This window comes from Geodermatophilus sp. SYSU D00663 (assembly GCF_054050655.1).
Genome location: NZ_JBJGZT010000008.1, coordinates 164,605 through 178,052, shown reverse-complemented (window position 1 = coordinate 178,052; position 13,448 = coordinate 164,605). Strand labels below are relative to the sequence as shown.

The following is a 13,448-nucleotide window of genomic DNA, read 5'->3' as shown; positions in this document are numbered from 1 at the left end:
CCGGGGCCACCGCCGTGGCGGTGGCCCCGGCCTCTTCGCCGAGCGGGTCCCGGCTCTTCGCCAGGGCCTCGGGGTGGGTGGAGGTGGCGGGAATCGAACCCGCGTCCTGCGACGCATCACCAGGGCTTCTCCGAGCGCAGTCCGCTCTGCCTCTGCTCGACCCTCCCGATCGCACGAACACGTCGGGATGACGGGCCCAGTCGCTGTGAGGTGTCCCGTGCACGCCCGCGACCGGCACGCACGGTGAGTCATCTAGCTGATGCCAGACTCCGGGCCGATGACGGAACCCGGGCTGACAGCGTCACCTTCGCTGATCAGGCAGCGAGGGCGTACGCGCGCTGACTCTTGTCGGCGCTTGTGTTGTTTCCGACGCGTGGTTAACGAGCTCATCGTCGGCTTCCTCGGCTCGCTTCCCCTGGTCACCCGACCGCAGTCGAGACCATTCACCCCCTGTGTAGTTGTGCACCCATCGTAACCGGGTCGGCCACCGGGTTGTTCCCTCGGCGTCCCGGCGCGTTGATCATCGGATGACTGCCGCCCGACACGCCGGGCGACGGCGTGTCGTCGTGCACGCGGCCGATGATCAACAGGCGGTGACGGTCGTCAGATCCAGTCGCGGCGCTTGAACACGGCGTACAGCGTCAGGCTCACGCCCAGCATCAGCACCAGCGCGAATGGGTAGCCGAGGTGCCACGACAGCTCGGGCATGTCGTCGAAGTTCATCCCGTAGACCGTGCCCACCAGCGTCGGGGCGAACAGGATGGCCGCCCAGGCGGAGATCTTCTTGACCTCCTCGCCCTGCGCGATCGAGGCCTCGGTCAGCTCGCGGATCTCATCGTTCTGCCGTTGCGCCACCAGGGTCGCGTTCACCGTGAGGATGTCGCGCAGCTGCAGCCGGAAGGCCTCGATGCGCTCGTTGACCTGGGTGACGTGGTCGGCGACGTCCCGCAGGTAGCTGCGCAGCTCCTCGTCGACGCCGTACTTGTCGAACCCCGCGGTGATGGCGGCGAGGATCCCGGTCAGCGGCTGGGCGGCCCGCTGGAACTCCAGGACCTCCTGCGACAGCTCGTAGATGCGCCGCGAGACGCCGGGGTCCCCGCGGAAGACCTCGGTCTCGATCTCGTCGATGTCGTTGGCCAGGCCCGCGACCACCGGCGAGTACCCGTCGACGACGGCGTCGAGGATCGCGTACAGCACCGCCTCGCTGCCCTTGGCCAGCAGCGCCGGCTCGCTCTCCAGCCGCCGCCGCACGCGGGCCAGGTCCGGCGACTCGGCGTGCCGGACGGTGATCGCGAACTGCCGGCCGAGGAACAGGTGCAGCTCGCCGAACTCGACCTCCTCGGCCGCGTCCAGGTAGCGCGCGGCCTTGAGGACGACGAACAGCGTGTCGCCGTAGCGCTCGAACTTGGGCCGCTGGTGGGCCTGGATCGCGTCCTCGACGGCGAGGTCGGGCAGGTCGTACTGCTCGGCCAGTTCCCCCAGCTCCGCGGGCTCGGGCCGGTAGAGGCCCAGCCACACCAGCCGGTCGTCGAAGCCCTCGGTCAGCCAGTCGTGACTCTCCTCCGCCGACGGCGGGGTGGCGATGCGCCGGCCGCTCGCGTAGACGGCGTTGTCGACCAGGCGCGACTGGCGCTCGGGCTGCGGCGGCGCCGGCTGCGGGGGCGGCACCGGCCGCAGGACCTGCGGCCGCGGGCGGCGGCCGAGGGTGGAGAGGGCGGTGAGGGGCGCGAGGCGACGGTCGGCCATGACGGGCTCCCGGGGGACGCTGGGTGGCGGGACTCAGCGGAGGCCCTCCACGCGAGCGCTGCCCCGGCGCGCGTGGCGCGACCGGGACCTAGGCGGGGAGGGCCTCGGGACTGGGACTGGGGGGCTCGCTGCGCATGGCTCGCCCTCCTCCCCGTCGACCGGCGCCCGGCATCCCGCGGGCCGTCGTCCATCGTGACACGTCCCCGCGCGGGAGGGCTCCCCGGAGAGGGAGAGTTCCCTCTCCGTTCACTCGTCAGACCGAGAGCACCAGGTCCACCATCACCGGCAGCAGGACCACGATCAGCAGTGCGCCCAGGACGTCGAAGGAGATCCCCGAGCGGATCATCTTGGTGATCGGCACGACGCCGGAGCCGTAGACGATCGCGTTCTGCGGCGTCGACACCGGCAGCATGAACCCGAAGGACGCCGCGAAGGTCGCCGCCAGGGCGGGCACGAACGGGTTGATGCTCGCGGCCACGGCCACCGGGATGATGATCGGCACGACGACCGCGGCGGAGGCGGTGTTCGACGTCGTCTCGCTGATGATGATCGCCAGGATCACCGCGAAGACCGTGATCGCGAAGGTGCTGGTCAGGCCGAGCCAGTCGGCGGAGCTGTTGCCGATCGTCTCGGCCAGGCCGGTGTCGGCCAGCAGCGAGCCGAAGATGATCCCGGTGCCGAACAGCAGGATCGTGCCCCAGTCGATCTTGGCGGCGTCGGACCAGTTGAGGGTGAACTCCCGCCGCTTCCAGTCGGTGGGCAGCAGGAACAGCAGCGACGCCCCGAGGACGGCGATGATGCCCTCGTCCATGCGGTCGCTGATCGTCGTGTAGACGTCGGAGTCGGTGCCCGCGACGAGCGCGATGACGCCGGGGAAGATCCAGCACGCGACGGTGATGCCGAAGGCGATCAGCGTGTTCTTCTCCGCCCGCGAGACGGGACCGAGCTGGGCGCGCTCCTGCCGCACGTACTCGTGGACGCCCTCGATCCGCTTGATCTCCGGCCGGTTGAGCAGCAGCAGGACCGCGGCCAGCGCCACGAACATCAGCGCGCAGATCGGCAGCGCCATGAGCATCCAGTCGAGGAACCCGATCCGCTCCCCCGTCGCCTCCTCGATCAGCCCGCGGCCGATCAGGTTCGGCGGCGTGCCGACGGGGGTGATCAGCCCGCCGACGCTCGCGCCGTAGGCCAGCATCAGCATCAGCGCGACGCCGACCCGCAGCCGCAACGGATCGAAGTCCGGCCGGACCAGCTCCTTGTCCTGCATCAGCTTGGCGATCACCGAGAGGATGCCGATCGCCGTGGGCAGCAGCATCGCCACGGTGGCGGTGTTGGAGACGAACGCCGACAGCACCGCCGTGATCAGCCCGAACGCGATGACGACCCGCGCCGTCGACGCGCCGACCCACTGCATCGACAGGATCGCCATCGCGAACCGCCGCGCGACACCGTGCTTGAGCATGGCCGCGGCCAGGATGAACGCGCCGATGAAGGTGAACACCGTCGTCGAGCCGAGCGGCCCCACCGCGTCGTCCGCCGGCACCACCCCGAGGACGACGATCGCGCCCACGCCGATGAGGCCGCCCACCGGGATCGGCACCGGCTCGGTGATCCACAGGACGATGACGCCCAGCAGGACCGCGGCGAGCAGGTGCTGGTCACGGGGCAGGTCCAGCGGGAGCAGCGCGAAGACGATCGTCACGACCGGGGCGAGGAACAGCCCGACGGTCCGGCGGCCCTTCTCGAAGCGCTCCTCGGCGGGGCTGAGCTGCTGCTCCCCCAGGCTCCGGTAGGTGGCCGAGCCGCGGAAGGCGGCGTCGACGTCGGTGCGCTGCGGAGGACGGTCGGTCGTGGTCATGGCAGCTCCCCGGGTGTGACCTGCAGCACACGATAGGGAGAACCGGGTCAGCCCGGAACCTCTCCCTCCGGCGGGGGGACCTCCAGAGCCACGAGGAACCGGGCGACCATCGCGTAGCCGCCCACGAGCACGGCGAGCTCGACGACCCCGCGGTCGTCGAGGTGCTCGCGCACCGCGGCGAACACCGGGTCGGGGACGGTGACAGCGCCGGCCGAGGCGTCGGTGAACGCCAGCACGGCGGCCTGCGCCGGCGTCCACACCGGCTCGGCGGTGGCGTCGTCGGCGCGCAGCACGCGCAGGTGCAGGTCGGTGAGCCCGGCGCGGCGGGCGATCGGCTCGTGCGCGGCCCACTCGAACTCCGCGTCGGCCAGGACGGCGACCCGCAGGACGACCAGCTCCCGCAGGTCGGCGGGGAGCGTGGTGCCGCCGCGCAGCGCGCCGAGCAGCGCGTTCCAGCCCTCGGCCACCGGCGGGCTGTGCAGCAGCAGCCGGTCGAGGGTGGAGAGGACGCCGCCGCGCCGGGCGCGCAGCAGGTCCGCCGTCGGCCCCTCGCCGGGCGCCCCGGGCAGCCGCGGGGTCACCGGCCGGCGAAGACGCCGGAGGGGTAGGCGCCGTTGGCGACGAGCGTGGCCGACATCCGCTTGCCCAGCTCGACCACCCGGGCGGTGCGCTCCGGGCCCAGGTGCGCCCACGGCGTGGTCCCCAGGGCGTCGGTCTCGGCCTCGAGGTCGGCGCGCAGCCGCTGACCGGCCTCGGTGAGCCGGTCGCCGTCGAGCAGGCCGCGGTCGGCCAGGCGCGCGGCGGCGGCAGCCCAGTCCTCGTCGCTCCAGCCGCGGGTGGCCTTCGCCGACGCGGGCAGGAACCCGCGGCCGGTGGCGGTGTGGGTGACCAGTGCCTCCAGGCCCGACAGGCCGTGGTGGACCAGGACGGCGACGTGCCCGTCGCCGCGCCACTCGCGCAGCAGCGTCGCGGCGTGCCAGAGCCGGGTGACCGGGTCCTCCGGCCAGGGCAGGTCGGCGTGGCCGGCGTACAGCGGGCGTCCCTCGGCGGGGAGCACCGAGCAGGCGTCGGCGAGCAGGTCGCCGAGCTCGGTGACCTCCGGTGCGGCGGCGGCCTCCTCACCGCCGAGCAGCCGGGTCAGCGAGGCGCGGGCGGAGGCGGAGCGCGCCTCCACCACCTGCGCGGGCGAGGCCAGCGTCCAGGCCCGCGGGACGTGCCGCGCCACGAGCGCCGGGGAGAAGTTGGAGAAGGTCGCCGTCACCACGCCCGGGCCGACCGCGCCCATCGGGGCCGCGCGGCCGGCGAAGTAGACCATCCGCCCGGGCCGCAGGCCGATCGCCGTCAGGTGCTGATCGGTCTCCGGCACGAAGTACACGTGGTTGTGCAGCGGCTCGACGGCGCGGTGCGCGCGGCCGACGAGGGCGGGGTCGAGGACGGGCTGATCGGCGGTGACCATGCCGGCGACCCTAGCGAGCGGCCCGGCCCACCCGGCGGTACAGCAGGTACTCGCCGTCCTCCCCCGCCGGCACGAAACCCGCGGTCTCGTAGAGGGCGCGGGCCGGGTTGTCCCGGTGCACGCCGAGCCGGACCTCGGCGTGGCCGGCGGCCGCGGCGTCGGCGGCGCACGCCTCGAGCAGCCGCCGCCCGTGGCCCCGCCGGCGGTACGGCGGCAGCACCTGCACGGTCACCACCAGCGCGGCCCCGTCGTCGGGCGTCCACACCACGAACCCGGCGGGGTCCCCGTCCACCTCGAGCACGGTGGTGCGGGCCAGGTCGTCCCGCCACAGCGCCCGGTTGCGGTCCAGCGCCGCGGTCCAGGCCGCCTCCTGCGCGGGCTCGACGTCCCGGACGTAGGCCCGCTCGGCCGCCTCGACCAGCGGCAGGTCCGCCTCCCGCGCCGGGCGCATCAGCCGGCGACCGGCGGGACCGGGAACGCCCAGGCGTGGTGGGTGCGGGCGACCCGGAAGCCGACGCGCTCGTAGAGGGCGAACGCGCCGGTGGTGTTCTCGGTGTCGACGTCGAGGCGGGCCGCGCGGCACCCGTCGGCCGCGGCGCGGGCCAGCGCGGCGGCGATGGCCGTGCCCGCCACGCCGCGCCCGCGGGAGCCGGGCAGCACGCCGATCTGGCCGAAGTGGACGGTGGGGATCCCGGTGGCGCGGGTGTCGGCCTCGTAGACGTAGGCGAGGACGTACCCGGCGACGGCGCCGTCGCCGTCCAGCGCCAGCACCGACAGGTCGGGCCGGAACGCCCGCACGCCGGTGAACCAGGTGCGCCAGGCGGTCCCGTCGCGCTCGGTGGAGCCGTGGTGCTCGGTGAACGCGGCGTTGTGCGCGCGGCGCACCTCGTCGTCGCGGTCCCAGGTGAAGGGCGCCAGCTCGATCCCGGCGGGCACGACGACGGCGGGCAGCTCGTCCAGCGGGCGCTCCATCGCGGCGAACAGCCGCTCGACCGCGAAGCCCCGGCGCCGCAGCAGCCGCTCCAGCGAGGTCATCGCGGGCCAGGCGCTGGCGACGAGCCGGCCGGGCAGCCCGGGCGGGGCGAACGCCGCGTGCTGCGCGGTGCCGCGGCGCACCTGCCAGTCGACCAGCGCCCGGCCGATGCCGCGCCCGCGCCAGTCCGGGTGCACCCGGCCCTCGGCCCAGACGCGCAGCGCCTCGCGGCCGCCGCGCTGGCAGATCGACGTCGCCCAGGCCACCAGCCGCCCGTCCCCGGTCACCACGGCCCGGCCGTCGGACGGCAGGTCGACCAGCTCGCGGCCCCACCACTCGGCCAGGTCGCCGGCGTCCTCGTGCTCGCCGGTGTCGTCGACGGCCTCGGCGGCCGCGAGCAGGTCGGCCGCGGCGGCGGCGTCGTCGAGGGTGAGCGGGCGGGCGGTCAGCCCGCCGGGCAGGCCGGTCACGTCGGCGGGGAGCACGTCGGTCACGGGCGGTCAGGCTAGGCGGGCTCCGCGGGCGCGGGCGACCGGGTTTCAGACCCGCACGAACAGGCAGAACGGGTGGCCGGCGGGGTCGGCGTAGACCCGCACGAGCTCGTGCGGGTCGTCGTAGCCGCCGATCCGCCGGGCGCCGGCCTCCTCGGCGAGCGCGCAGGCCGCGTCGAGGTCGTCGACCTCCAGGTCGAGGTGGACCTGCACCTGCTGGGTGCCCGGCTCCGGCGGCCACACCGGCGGCACGTGGTCGCGCTCGAGCTGGAAGGACAGGCCCGTGCCGCCGCCGTCGGGGCGCAGCGTGGCCCACTCGGGCCCGTCGTCGCGGACCGGCCAGCCGAGCAGCCGCTGGTAGAAGCGGGCCAGCCCGCGCGGGTCCGGCGTGCCGAGGACGGGGGCGGTCAGCCGGATCACCGGGCACCGATCCCGAACAGCCGGGCGCCGTTGTCGTGCAGCACCGCGCGCAGCCAGTCGTCGCCGAGGTCGAGGCGGGACAGCGCGGCCAGCTGCTCGGCGTAGGGGTACGGGATGGACGGGAAGTCGCTGCCGAGCAGCACCTTCTCCCGCAGCGCGGCCAGCCGCGGCAGGTCGGCGCGGTCGAAGGGCATGAGCCGCTCGGTGAAGTCGGTGGCGAACATCGTGGTGTCCAGGTGCACCCGCTCGTACCGCTCGGCGAGGTCGAGGAAGTCCCGGTACTCGGGCATGCCCAGGTGCGCGATCACCAGCTGCAGCCGCGGGTGCCGCTCGAGCAGGCCGGCGGCGGGCCCGGGGCCGGTGTGCTCGCCGCGCAGCGGGCCGGAGCCGCAGTGGACGACGACCGGGGTGCCGGTCTCCTCCAGCCGGGCCCACACCGGGTCCAGCAGCGGGTCGCGCGGGTCGAAGGCGCCCACCTGCACGTGCACCTTGAACACCCGCACCCCGCGGTCGAGCGCCTCGGCGACGTAGTGCGGCGCCTCCGGCTCCGGGAAGAACGTGGCCGACCGCAGCACCTGCGGGTGCGCGTCGGCGAACCCCGACGACCAGTCGTTGAGCCAGGCGGCCATCCCCGGCTTGTGCGGGTAGGGCAGCGTCGGGAAGGCACGGACGCCGAGCCGGTCGAGGACGGCGAGCCGCTCGTCCTCGGGCAGCGCGTAGTGCACCGGCCACCCGGTGCCGTAGTGCGTCTCCGCCGCCTCGAAGTACGACCACACCTTCGCCTGCACCCGCGGCGGCAGGAAGTGCACGTGCACGTCGACCAGGCCGGGCAGGCCCAGCTCGCGCCAGAACCGCGGGACGTCGTCGTCGTCGACCGGTGGATCGCAGCTCACCCGAGCGAACGTAGCGCCGGCCCGGGGACCGGGCTCACCGGTGTCCGGCGACGGCCGCGCAGGTGGCCAGCTCGAACACGGCGCGCAGCCGCGGGAACAGCTCCGGCGCGCTGCCCGGCGTGAGCTGCCCGCTGACCGAGACGGTGACCGTCCTCGCGCCGTCGGCGGTCGCGGCGGCGAACTGGGTGTAGCCCGCGGTGTTGCCGGTGTGCCCGAAGACGGTGCCGCAGCGGGTGTCGTACCGGAACACCCCGAGGCCGGCGGAGTTCTCCCCCGGGCCGGGCGGCTCCGACGACCCCGGCCGGAAGGTGAACTGCTCGGCCCGGGTCGCCGGGTCGGTGAGGTCGCCGCGGACGTGGACGCCGACGAACCGGGCGAGGTCGGCCGGGGTGGACACGACCCCGCCCGAGGCCCACGACCAGCCGGCGGCGATCGCCGTGCTCACGTCCTCGGGCGGCTGCTCGGAGACGTCGTAGCCGTGCAGGTACGGGGTCGGGAGGTCCGGCCCCGCGGGGAGGCCCGTGGCGGTCAGGCCGGCGGGCCGCAGCACCAGCGCGGCCAGCACCTCGGCGTAGGGACGGCCGGTGACCGCCTCGACCACCAGGCCGGCCACCACGTTGTCGGAGTTGGAGTACCGGTACTCCGAGCCCGGCGCGAACAGCAGGGGCTCGTCCTCGGCGTAGGACAGCAGCTCCCGCGGCGGCGGCGGGTCCTGCAGCGACGACAGCAGCGCGTCCGCGAAGGCCTCGCTCCGGCTGAAGTCGGGGATGCCGCTGGTGTGCCCGAGCAGCTGGCGCAGGGTGACCGGCTGCCAGGCCGGCGGCAGGTCCGGCCGCCAGGTGCCGACGGGCTCGTCCAGGGAGAGGACGCCGCGGGACACCAGGGCCAGCACCGTGGCGGCGTTGAACGCCTTGGCCACGCTGGCGACCCGCACGGCGTCCCCGGCCGCGGGCGGGCGCCCGGTGGCGAGGTCGGCCACGCCGGCGGGGAGGACGTCGAGGTCCCCGTCGCGCCCCAGCGTCACCACCGCCCCGGGCGGGCCGCCGGGCTGCTGGACGAGGTCGGTCAGCGCGGCCTGCAGCGCCGCGGTGTCCCGCGCCGGCGCGGTGTCGGCGACCGCCGTCGCCGGGACACCGGCCAGCGCCACCGCCGTGACCAGCGGGACCAGCAGGGACAGCGCACGCCGTGGCCCGGGCATGCGGGCAGGCTGCTCCGCGCCCGCGCACCCCGGAAGGCCGCGACCCGGAGCGCCGGCCGCCACGCCGGGTGCGCTCAGCGGAGCGTGACGACGACCTTCCCGCGCACGTGCCCGCCGGCCACCAGGTCGTGGGCCTCGGCGGTGCGCTCGAGCGGGAACGCCCGGGCGATGGAGACCCGGAGCTGGCCGGCGTCGGCCATCCGGCCGAGCTCCTCGAGGTCGTGCCGCTCGGGCCGCACGAACACGTACCGCCCGCCCATCTCGTTGACCGCGGGGTCGACGACGCTGGTGACCCGGGCGACGCCCCCCGGGCTGTCGCGCACCTGCTTCGGGGCGTCGGTGAGCGCGTCGCCGCCGTTGAGGTCGAGGACGGCGTCGACCGGCTCGGACAGCTGCGCGCTGATCGGCCCGGCCGAGTAGTCGAGCACCTCGGCGGCGCCCGCGTCGCGGAGGAAGCCGTGGTTGCGCGGGCTGGCGGTGCCGATGACGTGCGCGCCGAGCGCGACGGCGATCTGCACGGCGAAGAAGCCGACCCCGCCCGCCGCGCGGTGCACCAGGACGCGGTCCCCCTCGCCGACGTCGAGCGCCTCGGTGAGCGCCTGGTAGGCGGTCAGCCCGGCCAGCGGCAGCGCCCCGGCCTCGGCGAACGACAGCGACTCCGGCTTGCGCGCCACGCAGCGCTGCGGCGCGGGCACCAGCTCGGCGGCGGTCCCCCACTGGACGTCGTCGCGGCGCAGGTAGCCGAACACCTCGTCGCCGGGGGCGAGGTCGTGCACCGCGGGCCCGACCGCCTCGACGGTCCCGGCGAGGTCCCAGCCCGGCACGATCGGGAAGTGGTGCGGGAAGGCCCCGGCCAGGTGGCCCTCGCGGATGCCGACGTCGACCGGGTTGACCCCCGCGGCGTGCGTGCGGACGAGCACGGTGTCCGGGCCGACCGGCGGCTCGGGCAGGTCGTCGCGCAGCTCCAGGACGTCGGGACCGCCGAACCGGTCGTAGGCGATCCCCCTCACCGCGTGCCCCTCAACGACGCCCCTTCACGTAGCGGCCGAACGCCTTCTGGATCTCGCGGCGGGAGTCCCGCTCGGCGAGGTCCTGGCGCTTGTCGTAGGACTTCTTGCCCTTGGCCAGCGCGAGCGTGGCCTTGACCTTCCCGTCCTTGAAGTACAGGTCCAGCGGCACGAGCGTCAGGCCGCCCTCGCGGGTCTTGCCGATCAGCTTGTCGATCTCCTCGCGGTGCATGAGCACCTTGCGCTTGCGGCGCGGGGCGTGGTTGGTCCAGGTCCCCTGCGTGTACTCGGGGATGTGCACGTGCTGGAGCCACACCTCGCCGTCGTCGACGGTGGCGAAGCCGTCGACCAGCGACGCCCGGCCGGCGCGGAGGCTCTTCACCTCGGTGCCGGTGAGCACCAGGCCGACCTCGTAGGTGTCGAGGATCGAGTAGTCGTGCCGCGCCTTCTTGTTCTGGGCGATGAGCTTGCGCCCCTGTTCACGCGGCATGTCCCCAGGTTACTGCCGGTGCCCGGCCGCGGTGATCTCGCGGCGGAGCTGCGCGTACGTGGGCGCCTGCACCGGCAGGAACGCCACCTCGCGCACCCGCCGGGCGGTGTCGCTGGCGGCGAGGTAGCCCGGCCCGCCGCTGACCGCCGACTCCAGCCGCACGGCCTCGGCGGCGACGTCGAGGGCGGCCAGCCGCAGCCGCGCGAGGTCGCCGGGGCCCACGCCCACCCGGTCGCCGGCGAGGTCCTCCAGCCGCCGGGCGGCGTCGTCGCGGCGCTCGGACAGCGCGTCGGCGTCGGCCCGCAGGACGCCGGGGACGTGCTCGGCCGCCGCGTCCAGCGCGGCGTCGGCGACGCCGAGGGCGAGCGCGGTCTGCAGCAGCAGCATCGCCGGCCGGCACACCGCCATGAAGGAGGCGAGGTCGTCGCTGAGCACCCGCCCCGGCCCGACGGCGACGCCGTCGAGGTGCAGCCCGCCGGTGCCGGTGCCGTTGAGGCCGAGCAGGTCGAAGTGCCCGGTCGGCGTCACGCCGAGGTCGGTCAGCCGGAACAGCACGACGACGCGGCCCTCGTCCGGGGTGCGCGCGGGGGCCACGACGACGGCGTCGTCGAAGAGGTTCGACGCCCAGCCGACGGTGCCCGACAGCCGCCAGCCGGCGCCGTCGCGGGTGGCGGTGACCGGCAGCGTCCCGGTGCCGGCGAGGTCGGCGACCGCCGGGGCGAGCGCGGTGGCGCCCGGGACGGTGCCCGCCCGCAGCCCCGCGACCAGGTCGGGCTGCGGCTGCGGCGGCGGGCAGCAGCGCAGGTACTCGAGCACCATCCGCTGCGACCAGGCGGCGAACGCGGTGGCCAGCGACACCGACGCGAGCTCCCGGACCATCCGCACCGAGGCCAGCAGCGCCTCGGTCGGGTCGTCGTCGTCCCGCTCGAACGCACCGATCGCGCCCAGCCGCCGCAGCGCCGGCCGCACGTCGGCCCGCCCCGCGTCGACGTCGGCGGCCCGCCCCAGCGCCTCGCTCGTCGTCGTCATGCCCCGTCCCTACCCCGGGATCCGCCTTTCGCGCGCGGATGTCGGACCCGGTGCGGGGCCCGGAGGGCTCCCGCCGGGTCCGGCGGGGGGGGCTGTGCGCGACCGGGGAGGGCACGTGGTCACGCCGTCGGCCGGTGGGCCGACGGCGTCACAGCCGGACGTACAGGCGCAGCGTCACGTAGGCGGCGACCGCGGCCAGGCCGACTCCGGCGGCGGCGATGACCGGGCTGATCGTGGCGATCGCGCCCCAGTCCACCGGCGGGATGATCCCGGCCTTGATCGGGCCGGCCAGCGTCTTGTCGACGAACAGCACCTTGGTCAGCACCAGGCCGCCGACGGCGAGCAGCGCACCGATGAGCCCGGCGAGCGCCGCCTCGAGGATGAACGGCAGCTGGGTGTACCAGCGGGAGGCGCCGACCAGCCGCATGATGTTCGTCTCGTTGCGGCGGTTGAACGCGGCCAGCTGGATCGTGTTGGAGATCAGCAGCAACGCCGCGAGGGCCTGCACCACCGCGACGGCGATCGTCGCGTTGCGGGCGCCGTTGAGCAGGCTGAAGAGGCGGTCGAGGAAGTCGCCCTCGTCGCGCACCTGGTCGACGCCGTTCTGCCCGTTCGGGAACTCCGCGGCGATGACCTCGTAGCGCTCGGGGTTGACCAGCTCCACCCGGAAGCTCTCCGGCAGCGCGTCCGGCGGGGTGTTCTCGACCAGCTCGGGCTGCTGGGAGAACTGCTGCCGGAAGCGCTCGTAGGCCTCCTCCTTGGACTCGTAGATGAAGCTCTGCACCTCCGACGAGTCCGACAGCTGCTGCTCGATCGCGCTGCGCTGCTCGTCGGTGACGCCGTCGGCCAGGAAGATGGAGACCTGCACCTTGTCGTAGTAGATCTCCTTCATGTCGGAGATCATCCCGGCGATGAGCAGGCCGGTGCCCATGAGACCGAGCGAGATGGCCGTGGTCAGGATCATCGCGACCGTCATGGTCAGGTTGCGACGCAGCCCGGTGGCCACCTCGGAGAGGACGAAGTTGACGCGCATGGGTTCCCTGTCGTGAGGTGCAGGTCGTAGCGGGGCGGAGGACCGTCAGCGGCCGACGCCGTAGACGCCGCGCGACTGGTCGCGGGTGATCACGCCCCCGTTGAGCTCGATGACGCGGCGGCGCATGGAGTCCACGATGTGGTAGTCGTGCGTCGCCATGATCACGGTGGTGCCGGTGCGGTTGATCCGCTCCAGCAGCAGCATGATCCCCTCGCTGGTCTCCGGGTCGAGGTTGCCGGTGGGCTCGTCGGCGAGCAGCACCAGCGGCCGGTTGACGAACGCGCGGGCGATCGCGACCCGCTGCTGCTCACCACCGGAGAGCTCGTGCGGCAGCCGGTTGGCCTTGCCGTCGAGGCCGACCATCTCCAGCACCTCGGGCACGACCCGCTTGATCGTGCGGTGCGGCTTGTTGATGACCTCGAGGGCGAAGGCCACGTTCTCGGCCACGGTGCGGTTGCGCAGCAGCCGGAAGTCCTGGAAGACGCAGCCCATGGTGCGGCGGAGCTTGGGCACCTGCCACTTGCTCATGCCGTTGAGGGTCTTGCCGTTGACGGTGACCGTGCCACGGGTGGGGTCGTCCTCCTTGAGCAGCAGCCGGAGGAACGTCGACTTGCCGGAGCCGGACGAGCCGATGAGGAACACGAACTCGCCCTTGTCGATCTCCGTCGACACGTCATCGAGGGCCGGCCGGGAGCTGGCCGGGTAGAGCTTGGTGACGTGTTGCAATTCGATCACGAGGCGCCACGGTACCTGCCCGGCGACCCACCATGGTCGGTTCGCGCGGAGACGCACCGGGAGCACTTTCCCGGCCTGTGGGCCTACCCAGCGGGATCGCCCGGCGAACCGCGCCGCGG

General features: G+C 74.3%; 14 protein-coding genes and 1 other RNA gene. All 15 read right to left on the bottom strand.

Annotated features, from left to right (window positions below):
- Positions 1-75: 75 nt before the first annotated feature.
- Positions 76-451: a transfer-messenger RNA gene (gene ssrA / locus ACI79Z_RS08710) on the bottom strand.
- Positions 452-603: 152 nt separating this feature from the next.
- Positions 604-1,746, bottom strand: coding sequence for a magnesium and cobalt transport protein CorA (locus tag ACI79Z_RS08705; protein ID WP_387986074.1), 1,143 nt, complete (start codon positions 1,744-1,746; stop codon positions 604-606).
- A 253-nt stretch (positions 1,747-1,999) separates the two neighbouring features.
- On the bottom strand, positions 2,000-3,604 hold the full coding sequence (locus ACI79Z_RS08700; RefSeq protein ID WP_387986076.1) for an SLC13 family permease: 1,605 nt from the start codon (positions 3,602-3,604) through the stop codon (positions 2,000-2,002).
- A gap of 47 nt (positions 3,605-3,651) precedes the next feature.
- Complete coding sequence (locus tag ACI79Z_RS08695) at positions 3,652-4,185, bottom strand: carboxymuconolactone decarboxylase family protein (protein ID WP_456902363.1); 534 nt, start codon at positions 4,183-4,185, stop codon at positions 3,652-3,654.
- Positions 4,182-5,060: an SCO6745 family protein gene (locus tag ACI79Z_RS08690; protein ID WP_456902362.1), complete on the bottom strand. Its 879-nt coding sequence runs from the start codon at positions 5,058-5,060 to the stop codon at positions 4,182-4,184. The genes ACI79Z_RS08695 and ACI79Z_RS08690 overlap by 4 nt, the downstream gene beginning before the upstream one ends.
- A gap of 10 nt (positions 5,061-5,070) precedes the next feature.
- On the bottom strand, positions 5,071-5,511 hold the full coding sequence (locus ACI79Z_RS08685) for a GNAT family N-acetyltransferase (RefSeq protein ID WP_456902361.1): 441 nt from the start codon (positions 5,509-5,511) through the stop codon (positions 5,071-5,073).
- The gene (locus ACI79Z_RS08680; RefSeq protein WP_456902360.1) at positions 5,511-6,527 is read right to left on the bottom strand and encodes a GNAT family N-acetyltransferase; all 1,017 of its coding nucleotides are present in this window, start codon (positions 6,525-6,527) and stop codon (positions 5,511-5,513) included. The genes ACI79Z_RS08685 and ACI79Z_RS08680 overlap by 1 nt, the downstream gene beginning before the upstream one ends.
- 45 nt (positions 6,528-6,572) lie before the next feature.
- Positions 6,573-6,944: a VOC family protein gene (locus ACI79Z_RS08675; RefSeq protein WP_456902359.1), complete on the bottom strand. Its 372-nt coding sequence runs from the start codon at positions 6,942-6,944 to the stop codon at positions 6,573-6,575.
- On the bottom strand, positions 6,941-7,837 hold the full coding sequence (locus ACI79Z_RS08670) for an amidohydrolase family protein (RefSeq protein ID WP_387986090.1): 897 nt from the start codon (positions 7,835-7,837) through the stop codon (positions 6,941-6,943). The genes ACI79Z_RS08675 and ACI79Z_RS08670 overlap by 4 nt, the downstream gene beginning before the upstream one ends.
- A gap of 34 nt (positions 7,838-7,871) precedes the next feature.
- Positions 7,872-9,035: a serine hydrolase domain-containing protein gene (locus ACI79Z_RS08665; RefSeq protein WP_456902358.1), complete on the bottom strand. Its 1,164-nt coding sequence runs from the start codon at positions 9,033-9,035 to the stop codon at positions 7,872-7,874.
- Between the two features lie 74 nt (positions 9,036-9,109).
- Positions 9,110-10,045: an NADP-dependent oxidoreductase gene (locus ACI79Z_RS08660; RefSeq protein ID WP_387986094.1), complete on the bottom strand. Its 936-nt coding sequence runs from the start codon at positions 10,043-10,045 to the stop codon at positions 9,110-9,112.
- Positions 10,046-10,055: 10 nt separating this feature from the next.
- Positions 10,056-10,532: an SsrA-binding protein SmpB gene (gene smpB / locus ACI79Z_RS08655; protein ID WP_387986096.1), complete on the bottom strand. Its 477-nt coding sequence runs from the start codon at positions 10,530-10,532 to the stop codon at positions 10,056-10,058.
- Between the two features lie 9 nt (positions 10,533-10,541).
- Positions 10,542-11,561, bottom strand: coding sequence for a hypothetical protein (locus ACI79Z_RS08650; protein WP_456902357.1), 1,020 nt, complete (start codon positions 11,559-11,561; stop codon positions 10,542-10,544).
- 148 nt (positions 11,562-11,709) lie between these two features.
- Positions 11,710-12,594: a permease-like cell division protein FtsX gene (ftsX, locus tag ACI79Z_RS08645; RefSeq protein WP_387986101.1), complete on the bottom strand. Its 885-nt coding sequence runs from the start codon at positions 12,592-12,594 to the stop codon at positions 11,710-11,712.
- 45 nt (positions 12,595-12,639) lie between these two features.
- On the bottom strand, positions 12,640-13,329 hold the full coding sequence (gene ftsE / locus ACI79Z_RS08640; protein WP_387986103.1) for a cell division ATP-binding protein FtsE: 690 nt from the start codon (positions 13,327-13,329) through the stop codon (positions 12,640-12,642).
- Positions 13,330-13,448 lie beyond the last annotated feature (119 nt).

Excerpts from the sequence above, each read along its gene's own strand:
- ACI79Z_RS08705 (WP_387986074.1), bottom strand. The coding sequence starts at position 1,746 with ATGGCCGACCGTCGCCTCGCGCCCCTCACCGCCCTCTCCACCCTCGGC.
- ACI79Z_RS08700 (WP_387986076.1), bottom strand. The coding sequence starts at position 3,604 with ATGACCACGACCGACCGTCCTCCGCAGCGCACCGACGTCGACGCCGCC.
- ACI79Z_RS08690 (WP_456902362.1), bottom strand. The coding sequence starts at position 5,060 with ATGGTCACCGCCGATCAGCCCGTCCTCGACCCCGCCCTCGTCGGCCGC.
- ACI79Z_RS08685 (WP_456902361.1), bottom strand. The coding sequence starts at position 5,511 with ATGCGCCCGGCGCGGGAGGCGGACCTGCCGCTGGTCGAGGCGGCCGAG.
- ACI79Z_RS08665 (WP_456902358.1), bottom strand. The coding sequence starts at position 9,035 with ATGCCCGGGCCACGGCGTGCGCTGTCCCTGCTGGTCCCGCTGGTCACG.
- smpB (WP_387986096.1), bottom strand. The coding sequence starts at position 10,532 with ATGCCGCGTGAACAGGGGCGCAAGCTCATCGCCCAGAACAAGAAGGCG.
- ACI79Z_RS08650 (WP_456902357.1), bottom strand. The coding sequence starts at position 11,561 with ATGACGACGACGAGCGAGGCGCTGGGGCGGGCCGCCGACGTCGACGCG.
- ftsX (WP_387986101.1), bottom strand. The coding sequence starts at position 12,594 with ATGCGCGTCAACTTCGTCCTCTCCGAGGTGGCCACCGGGCTGCGTCGC.